The following is a 16,205-nucleotide window of genomic DNA, read 5'->3' on the forward strand; positions in this document are numbered from 1 at the left end:
GTCCGGTTATGCTTCCGTTTAAGTCACTTATTCAGCTTGATAAAGCCTTGTCAACGCCCATATTCGTACAGCTAAGTAATCAGCTTGGCCGGTTAATCCGTCAGGGAACGTTAACGCCAGGGCAACGATTGCCGGGCACACGTCAACTGGCGGAATGGCTGGACCTGAATCGCCAGACAATTGTGGCCGCTTACGATGAAGGGTTAGCACAGGGATGGCTCGAAAGTCGTTTGGGCAGCGGTACGTACGTTGCCGCGCATTTCCCCGAGATTGAACCACAGCTATTACCGCTGGATAACGACGTAATTTCTTTGGAAAGCAAACAGCCGGGTTATCACGTTGAGTCGCTCGATTTTCTGGCTCGACCCGTGCTGACGAATCATAGCGGATTACGGTTAGACGATGGCTTTCCGGATAGTAGACTGGCGCCGATGGAGGAATTGAGTCGAGCATATCGTTCTTATTTTCGCTGGGGAAATCCACAGCAGCATTTTGGCTACGGCGATACCAAAGGTCATCTGCTGTTACGTGAACAGCTTTCACTTCATTTAAACGAAACCCGCGGACTGCGTACTACAACTGATAATGTGCTCATTACACGGGGGAGCATCATGGGCCTTCATCTGGTCTGCCAGGTATTGCTCCGACCGGGCGATATGGTAGTGACGGGTGAGACGACCTGGGCAGGGGCTACCATGAACATTCAGAAAACGGGCGCATCGCTGATAACTGTACCCGTTGATCAGCATGGTATAGATGTAGACAGGCTGGACGATTTGTGTCGGAAACAACCCGTGCGGATGGTGTACGTAACTCCGCATCATCACTATCCAACCACCGTTACGTTACGCGCAGACCGTCGTGTTCGACTCCTGCAACTTGCCGAGCAATACGGTTTTGTGATTCTGGAAGATGATTATGATTACGACTTCCATTTTCTGAGCCGACCGATTCTGCCCCTGGCCAGCGCCGACCGGAAAGGCATGGTGGTGTACGTTGGCTCGTTGACCAAATCAGTCGCTCCAGCCTTTCGCGTTGGGTACGTTGTGGCGCCAACCACTTTAATCGATGAACTGGCCCGGCTCCGACGGATCATTGACCGACAGGGAGACCAGATGCTTGAATTCGCCATTGGTCAGTTGTTCAAAACGGGCGATTTAAAACGACATTTTCGAAAAGCACTACGTACCTACCACGCCCGTCGTGACCATTTCTGCGACTTGCTCACGACTGAACTAGCGAATGTCGTTACGTTTACAAAACCCGATGGCGGCATGGCCGTCTGGACTACGTTCGAGCCTGGAACGAATATGGAAGCATTGGCACAACGTGCGGGTCGTAAAGGACTTTTTCTGTCGAGTGGCGTATCACACAATCCACCCGGCCAGCGACTCAACAGCACCCGGCTTGGCTTTGCGTCGAGTACGGAAGACGAATTGGAACGTAGCGTAGCGATATTGAAGCAAGTGATTGCAATGGGTCAGTAATCTATTGGACGAAGCAAGTCACTAGCTTGCTTTCCATAGCTTATATTCTCTGGGTAGACATATGGCACAAGGCCGGTAGCCTAACGTAACGGCGTCAGTTTCGCTCTGGAAAAAGACACGGTTTTCGGGCTTCATTCGTTTGCCTGTCCGGCAATCAAGCCGTCCGTAAATCTTGCCCGGACGGTTACCCGCTAACGTAACCGTCCCGTTTTTCATCAGCCTTGCCAGGGCACGGAGACGAGCATAAGGGGCTGAACCTAAGTCCATATGACGAATCATGCCGCGTCGTGAAAAATCAAACCCAAGTTAACACGAGTGCCACTTTTAACTTCACTAACCCCATGCCGCATCGCTACGCGATGATAACCACGTGTGCCCTTTGCTGGTCGGTATTTAGTCGTGAATAATAAGATTTGCCCTTGTTCGGGTTGCAAAACAATAGCTTTCGACTGCATACGAGGACGTTGTTCGACCAGAACAAACTCACCACCCGTATAGTCTTGTCCGGGTTGATTCAGAAACAAAACGGCCTGAAACGGAAAATACAGGTCGCCATACATATCCTGATGAAGCGCGTTCCAATCCCCAGCGCCATATTTAAGAATCAGCGGTGTTGGTCGTTTCTGTCCCGCTTCATGACAAGTCGCCAGCCAGGAATCAAGGTCTGCCGGGTAACGTAGTACGATGCCCAATTTTTCATTCCAGTCATTCGCAACGGGTGCTACGTTGGCGAACAACTCATGCCGAAGCCCATCGACAATGGGTGGTAACGGATAATTGAAATACTTATACTCACCACGCCCGTAACCGTGCTGTTGCATGACAATCGATTTTCGATATAAATCCTGCGCATCGAACAGCTCCGCTACTTGATGGCATTCGGCGGCTGATAGGAGAGGAGGAAGCAACACAAACCCGTTTTCGGACAGCGTGTTCTGGTGATTCTGCCAATTGAGTTGAGGCATAATAAAGAGGGTGGTTTTTGCCGAACTTTGGAAAAAGAGATCCAATCTGGTCGTATGTTGAGTCAATTCAAAATAGTTTCTCTCAGTACCAGATTGGATCAAAGCGCTAATTTGCATTAGGATCCACTTCTGCAATACGTAACGGTACTATTTGTTTTCTCCGATTACTCCGCTAGGTTTAGGCTTTGGACGAATTGAAACAACTATGAACGATAACGTAGCGCAATTGCTGGCAGATAGTCTGCTAAAAGTTTGGAGTGAACGCGACGACGAGCAGCGGATGAACGTGATGAAACGGATTTATGCATCCGACATCGTTTTTTATGAAACCGATAACGGTCCAGCTATCACAGGTCATCAGGCGATCGATTCACTTATAAAGACATTGCAAAACCAATGGCCACCTGAATTTGCCTTTACACTGACAAAGCCAGCAGTAACAAACCATGGCGTTAGCCATGTGGCCTGGACATTGGGAGCTGCCAATGCAATACCTGTCGCTAGCGGAATGGATATTGCCATCATTGAGAGTGGACTCATTAAAGAACTATACCTCTATCTGGATGAGCCCGCAACTTAAGCTGGTGTCAGGACAGTATGGAAGCAACATAAACAGCTGTGGTCTGTTTAGTTGCCGTCAATCCGGGCGGCTTCCCAGCCAAGCATCGCTTGTTTTCGTTCGGCGCCCCAGCGGTATCCACCAAATAAACCTGTTTTCTTGATAACCCGATGGCACGGAATCAAATAACCGACTGGATTGGAGCCGATGGCCGTCCCAACTGCCCGCGATGCGGTAGGCTGCCCGATGAATTCAGCAATCTGATCATAACTGGCCAGCTGACCTTCGGGAATTTTCAATAAAGCTTCCCATACTTTAAGCTGGAAAGCCGAACCGCGTAACAGAACCGACAACGGCTGGGGAGCCTGACCAGATACCGTATTGTCGGATGCTGGAAAGATCTGGTTGGCGAATGGTTGTAGCAGATCAGAATCGTAGCTAAGCGAAGCTTCGGGCCAGGCAGCGGTCAGAATGGTTTCCGGATTGTCATCTTCATGGAGGAAATGCAAAAGCGCAATTTTTCTGCCAACCGTTGTTGCGTTGATGGCGCCCAATACGTATTGCCCAAACGGACTATCGAATACGGCGTAGGTAAGTGTTATACCTGAACCAGCCTGTTTGAATTGACCCGGCGTTACGCCCTCAATCGTGACAAACAAATCATGCAGTCGACCCGTACCGGAAAGGCCAGCGTCGTAGGCTGCATCGATTAATGGGGCACCGTTACGTAGTCGGGTCTTGGCGTGTTCGAGTGTCAGGTATTGACTGAATTTTTTAGGACTCACGCCCGCCCATTCCGTGAAAAGTCGCTGGAAATGAAACTCGCTTAGATTTGCTTTTTCGGCTAGCTCGCTTAATGACGGTTGCTCCCGATAGTGGGTTGTCAGGTGCTCGATGGCGCGGGCAATTTGCTGATACGTGTACGTGCTGTCGGTTGTCATTACGTTTGTTGTTTTTGTAGAACAAAGGTCGCCAGAACTAACCCGTCGACAAACCCGATTCTTGCTGAGTTAAGGAAACCTGAGTCATACCGGTTACAATTAGGTATTGGGCGGCCGCGTAGGTAGTCATGATCAGCCAGGGGGCGCCCGGAATTGGTAACAGAAACTTATCGATAGCAATAACGGAGTCAGAAAAAATAAACAGCAGCGCTCCAAGAACGACCTGCCCGTAAGAGGGTAATTGTGGCCGCTGAGTCGATAACGTTCCCATGGCACCCAGGCAAATCGCATACAGAACCAGGGGCCACCAGATTACCGATAGCGCCGGATCTTGGGCAAAAACAGGTCTGAGAACGGCCAGAAAGCTGATGACATAGAGCAAAAATGGAAGCGCCTTTAGCCACAATGATTTGCGCACAATCTTATGACCGCTCAGACGTATCGATTTGACGAACGCTACGCTATAGCACACCTGCATTGCCAGAAATGCTCCCAATCCTGGTGCGAACAAGTCGATTTCCTGAATCATCAGAAATACGTCGCCAGCCAGCGCAAAAAACATACCAACGAATAGCCAGCGTACCGGCTGAGGATAAACTACGGACTGGTAACTCTGCCAAACGTATAGTAGCAGCAACCCAATAATCAACGGTTTACAACTATAGTGTAGCCATTCCCTGTGCGTGACATCCCCTATAATTTCGAGTAACGTAACGACTGCAAAGACGAGTGGGAATAAGAGCCTGGCTCTAGAGTGCATGGTATGAAATTTCTATCTTGGCTCTGTATAAACCCCCACAGCAACGAACGACTGTTTGAATAAAAACTGTTTTAAAGTTGGTATAGCCAGTGGCCAATTGTCGGGTCTGACAGGTACTAACTCTTTTTGCAAGCATTTGTCAGGCTTTACTAAGACCCGAGGCCGCAAATTCAGTGGGTGTCTTCTGGTAAAATTCTTTGAAGACAATTGTGAAATACGATGGCGTTTTAAAACCCACCCTATAGGCCGTTTCGGAAGCATGATAGCCCGCCCGTAGTAAGTCGGCCGCTTTGCGAAGGCGATACTGGCGGATGAGTTCGTTGGGAGCCAGTTGCACCAGATTATGAATCTTGCGATAGAGCGTTTTGCGGCTCATAGCCATCTGATCAGCCAGCCAGTCGACGTCAAGGGACGGATCGCTGAGATTATCTTCCAGCAGTTTATACACCCGATGCAGAAAAGCATCGCCAACCATATTAATTGGGCTGGGCATATCGGGCTGGGCAAACTGCTGACGGTAATGATCGCGCAATTTCTGCTGATGCGAAATCAGATTTCGTAATCGCAGATGCAGCTCATCCAGATGAAAGGGTTTGGACAGATAATCGTCGGCCCCTTCCTTAAGCCCTTCGATGCGGCTGGTATGGGCGGCCTTGGCCGTCAGCAAGACAACCGTAATATGGTCAGTATCAGTATTAGTTTTAATAAGCCGAGTTAATTCATACCCATCCATTCGGGGCATCATGATGTCAGAAATGACAATATCGGGCAATTCGGACTGGGTCAACTGCCAACCCGTTTCGCCATCAATCGCCCGTAGCACCCGATACGTTGCGGCTAATTCACCAGCCAGAAATTCGCGCAGCTCTTCATTGTCTTCAACGATAAGAACCAGCGGGACCTGATCTTCTCCAACTGACTGATTCGCAGCGGACTCGGGTATAACCACCGGATTAGTACTGTCGTATTTTGTGCCCGGTAAGATTACCCTGGGCGCCTGGTCATTCATTAGAACAGGTTTGACGGGCAGTGTCACCACAAACGTAGTACCGATCGTTTGCTGGCTGTCAACGCGAATCGTGCCCCCTACCAAATCGATTAGTTCTTTAACCAGCGCCAGCCCAATACCCGTGCCTTCATACGCGCGGGTACGTGAGTTATCGACCTGGTAGAACCGATCGAAAATATGCGGCAGATTTTCGGGCGAAATACCAATTCCAGTGTCGGTAATTTGAATTTGCACGTCAGAAATCGCTCCTGCTACGTTCGATGAAGCCGCTGTGAGCTTAACCGTTACGTGTCCGCCTGAACTCGTGAATTTTACTGCGTTCGATAACAGATTCGTCAGGATTTTCTCCCACTTATCGGCATCAAATAATTGCTCTTCCTGCGGCAACCCGTCGGCCGTGTATTCCAGGGTTACACCTTTCTGCGCTGCTGCCTGCCGGAATGGCTCAACAACCTGAGTGATGAACTCCAGCACTTCACCCCGCATCAGCGAGATAGCCATGTGGTTGGCCTCCAGTTTAGACAAATCCAACAACTGATTAATCAGACGTAGCAGTTGATCGGCATTCCGTTGAAGTAGTGTCAGTATTTGCCGAGTCGGCGCGTCAAATCGATTTTCCTGTAGTAGTTTCTCGACCGGCGAGATGATCAACGACAGCGGAGTTCGAAACTCGTGGGTAATGTTGGAAAAGAAGCGGGTTTTCAGCTCATCAACTGTTTTTAGCTGTTCAGCCTCCCGCCGATTAAGCTCAAGCTCCTGCCGTTGGCGAATCCGATTGGTATAGAATCGTATGTACCTCCAAATCGCTCCGCCAGCCAGCAGCGCATAAAGGCAATACGCCCACCACGTAGCCCACCATGGCGGCTGAATGACCAGCCGAATTGACGCTCCTTTTTCGTTCCAGATCCCATCGCTGTTGGCTGCTTTTACGCGGAAGACATACGTACCGGGCGGTAGGTTGGTGTAATTGGCGAAATGCCGGTTCCCGCTCTGAGCCCAGTCTTTATCGACGCCAACAAGTTGATAGGCATACTGATTTTGCCCAGCCTGTGTGTACGTCAGCGCGGCAAAACTGAATGACAGAAAATTCTCATCGTGTTCGAGCGTAATCACGCTGTCGTTGAGCGGCCTAACCTGATCACGCACTTTCAGCTCCGTAATATATACAGGAAACGGTCGGGTATCATCGCGAATACTATCGGGGTTGAAATAAACAATGCCGTTCAGGCTCCCGAAATAAAGCCGGTCTTTCTGACGAAAAACGGCGTTCCGTAGAAAATCATTACTGGGTAATCCATTCGTTGTCTGGTAGTTGCGAACCGCTTTCGTGCGAAGGTCAAATCGACAAAGACCTTTATCAGTACTCAGCCAGAGATTCCCGGCATTATCGTTGGTAATCCCAACCACATTATTGCTGGGTAACCCATCGCGGGTTGTGAGAGCGGAGAAGCGACCCGTTCGGGCATCGAACCGATTAACGCCCCCCTGCTGCGTACCGACCCAGATAACCCCCGATCGATCTTCGTAGATCGTCTGCATATCGTTGTTGTTCAATCCGCTTCTGGGACCAGCTACGTAGTGAATAAGGCTTCCTGTTCGTGGATTCAATCGGGCAATACCGTTTTTTCGGAATGGCACCCATACATCACCTGACTGACTCACCAGCAGCGAGTGAATGTACTGATCCGGCAACCCATTCGGGTCTTTTGGATTGTATTTATAGTATTTGTATTGATGAGTACGGGGGTCAAAAGACGCAATACCCGAGTTTGGTACGATATATCCCCCTACCCAGATTTCTCCCGTTAGGGCACGACTCACGTATTCAATCGGTATTTCTGAAGGGTATAGATCAACGTGCCCGGTTTTCTGATCGAAGTGATACAAGCCCGTCCAGGTTCCCAGCCAGATTCCATCCGGTCCATCGGGCAGAAAAGCTTGTGTATAATTTCTGAATTGAGCGTCAGAGCCAAGGATTTCAGGGGCCAGTAACTGAGTGCGATTGGTGCCTACCGCTGGCCTATAAACGTTAAAGCCACTACTTGTCCAGAAGTGCTCTTTCGCGTCGGGCAGTAGAGCGACAACTTTGTTTTCAGCCAGATTCGCAATACCGCTGTTAGGACGTACCTGATGAACCATAAAGGGCTTCATGTTGACCGCCTGCCGATCAATCCCATTGTCGGTTCCGACCCAGAGTGTACCCGATCGGTCGTAGTAAACGGTTTGAACGAAGTTGCTGCTGATTCCTTTTGGGGCATTCGGGGCTGGCAGAAACGTGAAAGCCTGATTATGAACGGGATCAACACGATGAAGGCCGTTGGTTGTAGCGACCCAGAGATTCCCCTTCGGATCGGTACGTATTGAGTTCAAAAACGTATACGAAATGATTTTCCCTTCCGGATTATACGGTTCCAGATGCCAGGGCTGACGACGCAGATCCAGTCGAAACAATCCCTTCCCAGCGGTTGACGTACCGAGCCAAAGTACCTGCTGCGGGTCCAGGTAAAAAGCGATAAAGGTAGGCTGGGCAGCGCCAGCAGCCACAGGTGCCGGTATCAATGTAAACCGCCCCGTAGATCGGTCAAATAAATACAAACCCTCGTATGTCGCCACCCAAAATCGGTGCTGAGGATCTTCAAATACGGTTTTGATGGTTGCTTCGGGCTGGGGTAATGGATACAGCGTAAATCGATGAAGATCCGCTTCGTACCGAGCCAAACCACCTAATGTGCTGACCCACAATATTCTCTGGCTATCTTCATAAACAGAATGCTGGTAATTCCATTTGTCGGCGTTGCTGGCACGTATGGGATGGGGCGTAACCTGGCCTGTCCGCTTGTCAACCTCATGCAGGCCGCCTAACGTAGCGACCCATAACCGGTTTTTATAGTCTTCGCATAAATGATAGATCTGGTTGTTCTGAAAACCATGAACCGTGTCGTTCAGATCACGCTTTAAGGTCGTAAAGGTATAGCCGTCATATTTGTTCAGACCGTCGTTGGTGCCAAACCACATAAATCCTTCCCGATCCTGAAGAATGCACATAACTGAATTGCTTGACAGGCCATCTTCAACCGAGAGGTGATCAAAATAATTCGTAAGCGGCTGAGCGGCCACCCGGTTTGCCTGATCTGTGTGAGAAGTCTGAGCAACCCCCTTTGTTACAAGAATTAGTGCGGTCAAAAAAAGGAATAGACGTGGCATACAGATAAGCCTATGAGTTAGCATGCAACAACTATGTAAAAAACGGCGCTATCTTCTATTTTTTATTCAATAATTACCAAATAAATTCATACTAATACAAATATATTCAATTCTCCGTCTGGCTTATCGCTTCTTTGAGCAAACGGCAATAACCGTAGTTCAGCTGGGCAGCCTGGTTTGCGCAGGATGCGAGGTGAGCGCAGGGCATGGGGGTAAGGGCAGAGGCTACTAAGAGTTTACTCGTAACCCTCTGCCCTTACCCCCATGCCCTCTGCTCCTTTACTTCCCGCCGTTGTAGAATTTGCGGAAGTTTTTTACGCTTTCGGCAATTTCGGGACCGTTATTTTCCCAGTGGTATTCATATTCCGCGGAGATTGGTCCTTTGAACTTCTGACGTTTCATCTCAGCAATTACCTGCTCTACTTTGCTATCGCCGGTTCCCCACACTACATCGTGGTATTTCCCCTCAGGCGTATCTTTTTTTACATCCTTGAAGTGCATGCCCAGTACGTGGCCGTTCAGTTTTTTCAGGCATTCAATGGGGTCAAGTCCCGAGCGTACCCAATGGCCAATATCGGAGCAGGAACCGACGTATTTGCTGTTGCCAATGGCGGCCAGCACCGTATCAGGATGCCAGTAGCGGGATGGTTTAGGATGATTGTGCAGCGCTACGTTGATCTTATACTGATCGGCCAGTTTGCGGACCAACGGCATTTGCTCGGGGGTAGGTTCTGAGTTGATATTCAGGATGCCCATATCTTTGGCAAACTCAAACAGGGTTTTCCATTCGTCATCGGTTTTTGGATTGACAACGCCATAGGCAACGATTGTAAGCCCCCGATCGTTGAGCAGACTTTTGACGGCCTGCCGGGTAGCTGCGTCCATCGTAAAGTCCATTTTGGCTTCACCGCCCCCACCAATTGGCTGACCCGGAAAAGCCTCGACGTATTTGAGGCCGCAACTATCAATTTTACGTAGTGCTTCGGCAAACGGGAACAACCGGAACGAATACGCCTGCGCGCCGAGTTTCCAGCCTGCTTTGTCTTCCGGTCCTTTCTGTGCCAGCAACGTAGTGGCACTTGCTACAACTGTTAGCCAACATAGCAGGTATTTGTTTAGATAATGCATGAGCGAGTTCTTCTTTGTTTCTGAACAAAAAGAGAAACGCTACGTCTCCTTACCTATTGAAGATTAACCACAGAGGCACAAAGAGCACAGAGAATAAGAAACCTCTGTGCTCTTTGTGCCTCTGTGGTTAACATATTTCTCACTCAATCGGAACCGTATTGGCGGTTGCCGTTCTGGCACCTGTTACGTTAACTGTTGCTGGTCGGGGATCGCTGAAATTCAGGATCGGTTTCTGAGAGAAAAAGAAGGCATTCTCAAACGAAATAGCTTCGCTTTTGACCGTCACGAACGAGGCTTTAGTGTCAAAAAAGGCTTCTTTGAAACTGGCTTCTTTTAAGGTTGTATTATTGAAATCCACGGCGTTTTTGAAACGGCAGTTATCAAAAATACTTCGGCCCGTAAACTGAGCATAGTTAAAGTTGAGTAATCCATACGTTGTACATAACGAAAAATCGAGATTTCCTCTAAACTCAGCCAGATTGAACTGCGTATCGCCATTCAGAACGGCGCCTTGAAAATAAGTCGCTCCCGCCCAGACAGACTTCCAGAAATTAGCCATTTTCCCGAAATAAGCCCCTTGAAAACGACTTTCCTGCGTAAAAAATGTATTATCAAAATACGCTTCTGCTCCAAACTGAGCGCCTTCAAAGGAAGCCAGCCGGTTAAACTGGCTCTTCGAAAAACAAGCAAACCCTGATACTGTAATCGATTGAAAATTAACCTCGCGGTTAAACTTACAGCTCAGAAACGTAAGATTTTTTCTAAAATCGCCGAGCGTTGTCTGGTCGTTACGTTGGCTAAATGCCAAGACCTTGCCCGTAAAAACACAGTTCTTAAAGAAGACTGGCGACTCGATCGTTACTTTGCGCCGACTCTCCGTTTCGGGATAGGTTGCTAACGTCGTAAAATCCAGGTCGCCATCGATCGTTACGTTTTCCAGCAACACAGGCTCCTGTTTTCTGATCGTTTCCAGGATACTCGCAGCCGATACGTTCTTGCTACTGGACGTAGCATTTGTAGTGCAGGATACCCAGCTCATACCAACCAGCAGCATCGCGAGCACTTTACTTGCTCTTAGCTGAGCGGATAGACGACTGAGTTGCGTTCTGACGGTCATGTTCCCGAAGTTTTTGAGTGAAGGCTCCGCTCTTTTTCTGTTGACGAATGAAGCTAAAGATTTCCTGGGGCGAGTACGCATTCAGATTGCCAGGCTTAACCACCGAATTAAATTCTCGACGCGATTTCAACGGACTTTTAAGGGTCATCTGGTTTTTGAACGAAAAGGCGGCACCGGCCACCTGGTCGTATCCTTCACGAGCGGCATAACCATTTCTGAATTTGATCGGTCGGTCGGTCGTGTAAAAGAAGTTGTCATCTTCGTATGACTCATCGAAGGTGCCATCCGCATCCACAACCAGGACCAAGTAGTACGAACCGTTCAGGTTAGAAGGCATAATGTACTCAACCTGTACGCCCTCGTCATGACCGAAGAGTTGATCGGAGAGATTACTGCCCGACGGTATGGGTACGTTAAGATTGCAGTTACCGCTTCCATCGCAGTTAACTTTACCCGACGCGAGGTTTTTGTTCGTATACGTATGGTGGAACAACACGCCATAATCATTCGCGTTCCGGGCATTGTAATAGATGTAATACGCCGTCCAGGGGGTTTGCGGCTTTGCATCGGCGCTGCCATCGTTGTAAATATTCAGATCTACGGTTCTGGACGTAGCATAGCCCGTACTTTGATAGCTTGAAAAATCCTGATTGACCCAGGCCACTAAATCGACGCCTTTTGTGCCGGGATTTGGCTGTGGATCGTCCTGTGGCTTGGTCGTAGTTTCACTGATGACAATCAATTCTTTGTTTCCCTTCTCATCAGGCGTAATGAATGTATTCAGCAGGAAGTTATAGTCGACCCAAATAAAGCCCTTGCTCCCCCAGGTCGTGCCCCAGGAGTTAACAATTTTGAACGCTCCGTTTGCTCCTTTGTGATCATCGTACCCTACGATCGTCAACGCATGATAAGCGTGCTGACCAACTTTCGTGTAGGTTGTATTCGACGACAGAACGTTGTCGCTGTTCCAGGTCATAAAGTTATCTGCCAGTTTCGCTCCCAGAATAATGGGTACTTTGTTGACAAGCTGCTGTTTGATGCTGACGATAGTGGGATCAATCAGACGATAACTTTTAATTTTATGCTTGGCAGCTTCGGCATCCCAGGCAGGTGAGGAACTAGCCTTACTGCAATTTCCCATGTTGGTGTAGGGAACTACGCTTAGGGTAGCAGCCCCGCGCTCCTGCAGTACATCCAGATTATCCGTAAACGAACTTCCATTGCAATTGTCGCCTTTCGCACTACTGGCTCCTTCCGGAATGGCCGTAAACAGATCACGCGGACTAATCTGATAGGCAGCGTTGCTCAATTGAGTAGCTGTGTACCCTTTCGCAATGCCTTCCGAGGTAGTTTTAGCGTAGTAGCCCGTTGACCACGACGCACAGGTGCCGTATTGCCCCTGATGACCAACTGGTGGCAGATACGGGCTAAGATCTACTGAAGAGGGCAAATTATCAGCCGCTGTATAGCCGAATTTAGTAGAAACTGGCACTTCACTAAGGTCTTCATTGGCAACCCCACCCAGACCAAATTCTAATTGATTTGGGTTTCCCTCATCGGGGGTAAGAATTTTGTCTTCTTCTTTTTTGCAACCGAACAACACGGCTGCAATACAAGCGGTAAGTACTAGTTTTTGAGGTCTCATTTAATTTGATTAAAAAAGAGAAAAGTGTGGATAATGACCGGGGCAAAGTTGATCGCTTTGCGTCCAGAGAGAAAAGGGAAGCGATACCAACCGTCAAAAACAACGAATGAATTGAGTAATTCAGGAAGTGAATACGTTCTGAGCGAAGTATGATGCGAGTAAAGCATCTCACCGCCTTTACGTCCTGTCCCAAACCGTACATTTCCTGTCCGCTTTCGGACAGGACGTATGTCAATAACTCACAGGAAAGGGTTATTGGGCTACGTCAACAGCCTTTTTGCATTCTGGCCGATCATTTGCTCAGCAAAAATAGAACTAACCAAAAATCATGAAACGGACCTATTTGGGCGAGTTTGAAGAAATTGTCCTGCTCACCGTCGCCGTAATGGAAGGTGGGGCCTATGGTGTGGTGATCACCCATGAGATTGTTGCACAAACGGGTCGATCCGTGCGTTTGAATCAGATTCACGCGGCCCTTCAACGTCTGGAAGACAAAGGCATGGTGAAGTCTGAAATGGGTGAACCGACGGCTGAACGCGGTGGTCGTCGAAAGCGCCTGTTCACCGTGACAGCCTATGGTCGGCGAACCTTACAGGAAATTCATGAGGTACGGGTCAGTTTCTGGAATCGCCTGCTAAACCCGCTAAAACTAACAACAAGCCTGTAAATAAGGGCATGAAGCCGTGGACTCTTACTCCTGGCGCTACGTCCTTACCCCTATGCCATGACACAACCGCCCCGCTTTGCAGACCGGCTCCTCAAGCTTTTCTGTTCGCCCCATCGGCTGGAAGAAGTGCAGGGTGACTTGCACGAAGAGTTTGCCTGGCAGGTTCGGCGGGTGGGCGAACGGCGCGCCCGCTGGCGGTACTGGCGGGATGTGCTGGGGTTCCTGAAGCCCCGGTTTGTCAAGCGAGTCGCTGAACCCTACTCAAATCCATCAAACATCGACATGTTACGGAACTATCTCAAAATCGCTTTACGGAATCTGGTCAGACACAAAGTCTACTCGGCTATCAACATTGGAGGGCTTGCCGTCGGTATGGCCGTAGCGATGCTGATTGGTCTGTGGATTTACGACGAACTCTCCTACAATACGTATCACCAGAATTACGACCGTCTTGCCAGGGTGATGCAGCATCAAACCACAAACGGCCATACCGGTACGCAGCAGTCTATTCCAGCTCCGTTGGAAAAGGAACTGAGGACTAAGTATGGCAATAATTTTAAACACCTGGGGATGGCTACCTGGCAGGATGGCCATATTCTGTCGTATGGCGATAAACACGTAACGCGTTCGGGCAACTACATGGGGCCCGAAATCCCCGAAATGCTGTCACTGCATATGCTCAGAGGCAGTCGGCGTGGCCTTAACGAGACGAATACCATTCTGTTGTCGGCGTCAACAGCTCGGACACTATTTGGGGCAGCCAATCCGATGGGGAAACTTATCAACATCGATGGAAAGTCCGATGTTCGCGTAACAGGCGTTTATGACGACTTACCGTTCAATACAGAGTTTCGCGAGTTGACGTTCATCGCTCCCTGGGCATTATTCGTTGCTATGCAGCCCTGGGTACAGCGGTCACTTAGCGAGAGTAGGTGGGGAAACAACTCATTTCAGCTGTTTGTCCAGCTTGCCGACAACATGGACATGGAAACGGTAAGTGCCCGAATAAAAAATGCCAAATTAAACAACGTATCGCCCGACGAGAAAAAATTTAAATCAGAGATGTTTCTGCATCCCATGAACGACTGGCGTTTGCGCGGCAATTGGGAAGAAGGTGTTCATATCGGCGGGTATATTCAATACGTTCGGTTGTTTGGCATTATTGGCTTATTCGTTCTTTTACTGGCCTGCATCAACTTCATGAACCTTAGCACGGCCCGTTCCGAAAAACGGGCCAAAGAAGTGGGTATCCGAAAGGCCGTTGGGTCGCTACGCCGTCAAGTCGTCAATCAGTTTTTCAGCGAGTCATTCCTGGTCGTCATTTTCGCTTTTGTGGGTGCTATCGTACTCATTCTGGGGACTTTATCCTGGTTCAATGAAGTGGCCGATAAGCATATTCTGTTTCCCTGGGCCAAAGCACCCTTCTGGCTGGCCAGTCTTGGTTTCATTCTGGTTACTGGTTTGCTGTCGGGCAGCTATCCGGCTCTTTACCTTTCGTCATTCCAGCCCGTCAAAGTGCTGAAAGGTACTTTCAACGTTGGAGGGTGGGCAGCGGCTCCGCGTAAAGTGCTAGTAGTGGTTCAGTTTACGGTTTCTATTACGCTCATCATCGGCACCATCATCGTTTATCGGCAGATTCAGCATACCAAGAATCGACCGGTTGGCTACAATAGCACGGGTCTGGTTATGATTCAGATGATATCGCCCGAGTTCAATGGTAAATACGACGTACTGAACACTGACCTCAAAAATGCGGGTGTGATTCAGGAAATAGCCGAATCGTCCAGCCCTTTAACGGATGTTTGGTCTAACAATGGCGGTTTTAGCTGGCAAGGGAAAGATCCCTCGCTTGACGACGATTTCGCAACCATCTGGGTGACCCACGATTTTGGAAAAACCGTGGGTTGGCAATTCAAAGAGGGTCGAGATTTTTCGCGAAAATTTTCGACGGATTCACTATCTCTTGTCGTCAATGAAGCCGCCGTTAAATTCATGGGTCTTCAAAACCCGCTCGGCACGATTGTCAGGTGGGGAGCCAAAGATGATCCCACAACTAAACATTTCACGATTATAGGTGTCATCGAGGACGTGCTGGCCACATCGCCATATGAGCCGGTAAAACAAGCGTTCTACTTTATGGACGAGAAGGAGACCAATTGGATCATGCTCAAGCTTGATCCCCGCCGAAGCGTCAGTGAATCAATGGCTGCTGTCGAATCCGTATTCAAAAAACACCTCCCATCAACTCCGTTTAATTACAAATTTGCCGATCAGGAGTTTGGAAAAAAGTTTGCATCGGAGGAACGATTCGGCAAGCTGGCGGGTGGATTTGCCGTTCTGGCTATTCTCATCTCCTGCCTGGGCCTGTTCGGGCTAGCTTCGTTCACGGCCGAGCAACGGACCAAAGAGATTGGGGTGCGGAAAGTACTGGGCGCTTCCGTGCTGAATCTATGGGGCTTGCTCTCGAAAGATTTTGTTGTGCTGGTTATTATCTCCTGCTTCATTGCCTCACCCATTGCCTACTATTACCTTAATCGCTGGCTGGAGGAGTATACCTATCGTACAGAATTGTCCTGGTGGATTTTTGTAGTCGCTGGTGTGGGTGCGCTGTTCATTACGTTGCTGACGGTCAGCTACCAAAGCCTGCGAGCCGCTCTGATGAATCCGGTCAAATCGCTACGTAGTGAATAAATGGTATAGAGCAGAGGGGTAGGGGCAGAGGG

At 49.1% G+C, this 16,205-nt stretch carries 12 protein-coding genes; 4 read left to right on the forward strand and 8 right to left on the reverse strand.

The features are described 5' to 3' along the window. Positions 1 to 8: 8 nt before the first annotated feature. Positions 9 to 1,487, forward strand: coding sequence for an aminotransferase-like domain-containing protein (locus IC230_RS11300; RefSeq protein ID WP_191039091.1), 1,479 nt, complete (start codon positions 9 to 11; stop codon positions 1,485 to 1,487). Between the two features lie 21 nt (positions 1,488 to 1,508). Here the strand turns inward: IC230_RS11300 and IC230_RS11305 are convergent, their stop codons facing one another. Continuing rightward, a complete protein-coding gene (locus IC230_RS11305) occupies positions 1,509 to 1,766 on the reverse strand; it encodes an Ada metal-binding domain-containing protein (RefSeq protein WP_191039092.1) in 258 nt (85 codons plus the stop codon). Further along, positions 1,763 to 2,452 (reverse strand): 2OG-Fe(II) oxygenase, encoded by a 690-nt coding sequence (locus tag IC230_RS11310; protein ID WP_191039093.1) that lies wholly within the window; start codon positions 2,450 to 2,452, stop codon positions 1,763 to 1,765. The genes IC230_RS11305 and IC230_RS11310 overlap by 4 nt, the downstream gene beginning before the upstream one ends. Before the next feature lie 205 nt (positions 2,453 to 2,657). Between IC230_RS11310 and IC230_RS11315 the strand changes: the two genes are divergently transcribed. Beyond that, positions 2,658 to 3,032, forward strand: coding sequence for a nuclear transport factor 2 family protein (locus tag IC230_RS11315; protein ID WP_191039094.1), 375 nt, complete (start codon positions 2,658 to 2,660; stop codon positions 3,030 to 3,032). Between the two features lie 47 nt (positions 3,033 to 3,079). On the opposite strand, the gene IC230_RS11320 is transcribed toward IC230_RS11315, so the two are convergent. The 6 genes from IC230_RS11320 to IC230_RS11345 all read right to left on the reverse strand — a co-directional run bounded on the left by IC230_RS11320 (position 3,080) and on the right by IC230_RS11345 (position 12,815). Then, the gene (locus tag IC230_RS11320; protein WP_191039095.1) at positions 3,080 to 3,952 is read right to left on the reverse strand and encodes a methylated-DNA--[protein]-cysteine S-methyltransferase; all 873 of its coding nucleotides are present in this window, start codon (positions 3,950 to 3,952) and stop codon (positions 3,080 to 3,082) included. A 37-nt stretch (positions 3,953 to 3,989) separates the two neighbouring features. After that, positions 3,990 to 4,712: a lysoplasmalogenase gene (locus IC230_RS11325; RefSeq protein ID WP_191039096.1), complete on the reverse strand. Its 723-nt coding sequence runs from the start codon at positions 4,710 to 4,712 to the stop codon at positions 3,990 to 3,992. 139 nt (positions 4,713 to 4,851) lie between these two features. Continuing rightward, positions 4,852 to 8,925 carry a hybrid sensor histidine kinase/response regulator transcription factor gene (locus tag IC230_RS11330; protein WP_191039097.1) on the reverse strand — a complete coding sequence of 1,358 codons (4,074 nt, stop codon included), beginning with the start codon at positions 8,923 to 8,925 and terminating at the stop codon, positions 4,852 to 4,854. 279 nt (positions 8,926 to 9,204) lie between these two features. Then, positions 9,205 to 10,053 carry a sugar phosphate isomerase/epimerase family protein gene (locus tag IC230_RS11335; protein ID WP_191039098.1) on the reverse strand — a complete coding sequence of 283 codons (849 nt, stop codon included), beginning with the start codon at positions 10,051 to 10,053 and terminating at the stop codon, positions 9,205 to 9,207. A 139-nt stretch (positions 10,054 to 10,192) separates the two neighbouring features. Next, positions 10,193 to 11,170 (reverse strand): pentapeptide repeat-containing protein, encoded by a 978-nt coding sequence (locus IC230_RS11340; protein WP_191039099.1) that lies wholly within the window; start codon positions 11,168 to 11,170, stop codon positions 10,193 to 10,195. Next, positions 11,118 to 12,815 carry a C1 family peptidase gene (locus IC230_RS11345; RefSeq protein WP_191039100.1) on the reverse strand — a complete coding sequence of 566 codons (1,698 nt, stop codon included), beginning with the start codon at positions 12,813 to 12,815 and terminating at the stop codon, positions 11,118 to 11,120. Before IC230_RS11345 ends, IC230_RS11340 begins: the two co-directional genes overlap by 53 nt. Positions 12,816 to 13,143: 328 nt before the next feature. Between IC230_RS11345 and IC230_RS11350 the strand changes: the two genes are divergently transcribed. Then, positions 13,144 to 13,482 carry a PadR family transcriptional regulator gene (locus IC230_RS11350; RefSeq protein ID WP_191039101.1) on the forward strand — a complete coding sequence of 113 codons (339 nt, stop codon included), beginning with the start codon at positions 13,144 to 13,146 and terminating at the stop codon, positions 13,480 to 13,482. Between the two features lie 57 nt (positions 13,483 to 13,539). Further along, positions 13,540 to 16,173, forward strand: coding sequence for a permease prefix domain 2-containing transporter (locus IC230_RS11355; protein ID WP_191039102.1), 2,634 nt, complete (start codon positions 13,540 to 13,542; stop codon positions 16,171 to 16,173). Positions 16,174 to 16,205: the final 32 nt, after the last annotated feature.

It is taken from the genome of Spirosoma validum (assembly GCF_014699035.1).
Taxonomy (GTDB): Bacteria; Bacteroidota; Bacteroidia; order Cytophagales; family Spirosomataceae; genus Spirosoma; species Spirosoma validum.

What these genes read in the sequence shown, in the direction of transcription:
- IC230_RS11300 (WP_191039091.1), top strand. Translation starts at nt 9, where the DNA reads ATGCTTCCGTTTAAGTCACTTATTCAGCTTGATAAAGCCTTGTCAACG.
- IC230_RS11305 (WP_191039092.1), bottom strand. Translation starts at nt 1,766, where the DNA reads ATGATTCGTCATATGGACTTAGGTTCAGCCCCTTATGCTCGTCTCCGT.
- IC230_RS11310 (WP_191039093.1), bottom strand. Translation starts at nt 2,452, where the DNA reads ATGCCTCAACTCAATTGGCAGAATCACCAGAACACGCTGTCCGAAAAC.
- IC230_RS11315 (WP_191039094.1), top strand. Translation starts at nt 2,658, where the DNA reads ATGAACGATAACGTAGCGCAATTGCTGGCAGATAGTCTGCTAAAAGTT.
- IC230_RS11320 (WP_191039095.1), bottom strand. Translation starts at nt 3,952, where the DNA reads ATGACAACCGACAGCACGTACACGTATCAGCAAATTGCCCGCGCCATC.
- IC230_RS11325 (WP_191039096.1), bottom strand. Translation starts at nt 4,712, where the DNA reads ATGCACTCTAGAGCCAGGCTCTTATTCCCACTCGTCTTTGCAGTCGTT.
- IC230_RS11330 (WP_191039097.1), bottom strand. Translation starts at nt 8,925, where the DNA reads ATGCCACGTCTATTCCTTTTTTTGACCGCACTAATTCTTGTAACAAAG.
- IC230_RS11335 (WP_191039098.1), bottom strand. Translation starts at nt 10,053, where the DNA reads ATGCATTATCTAAACAAATACCTGCTATGTTGGCTAACAGTTGTAGCA.
- IC230_RS11340 (WP_191039099.1), bottom strand. Translation starts at nt 11,170, where the DNA reads ATGACCGTCAGAACGCAACTCAGTCGTCTATCCGCTCAGCTAAGAGCA.
- IC230_RS11345 (WP_191039100.1), bottom strand. Translation starts at nt 12,815, where the DNA reads ATGAGACCTCAAAAACTAGTACTTACCGCTTGTATTGCAGCCGTGTTG.
- IC230_RS11350 (WP_191039101.1), top strand. Translation starts at nt 13,144, where the DNA reads ATGAAACGGACCTATTTGGGCGAGTTTGAAGAAATTGTCCTGCTCACC.
- IC230_RS11355 (WP_191039102.1), top strand. Translation starts at nt 13,540, where the DNA reads ATGACACAACCGCCCCGCTTTGCAGACCGGCTCCTCAAGCTTTTCTGT.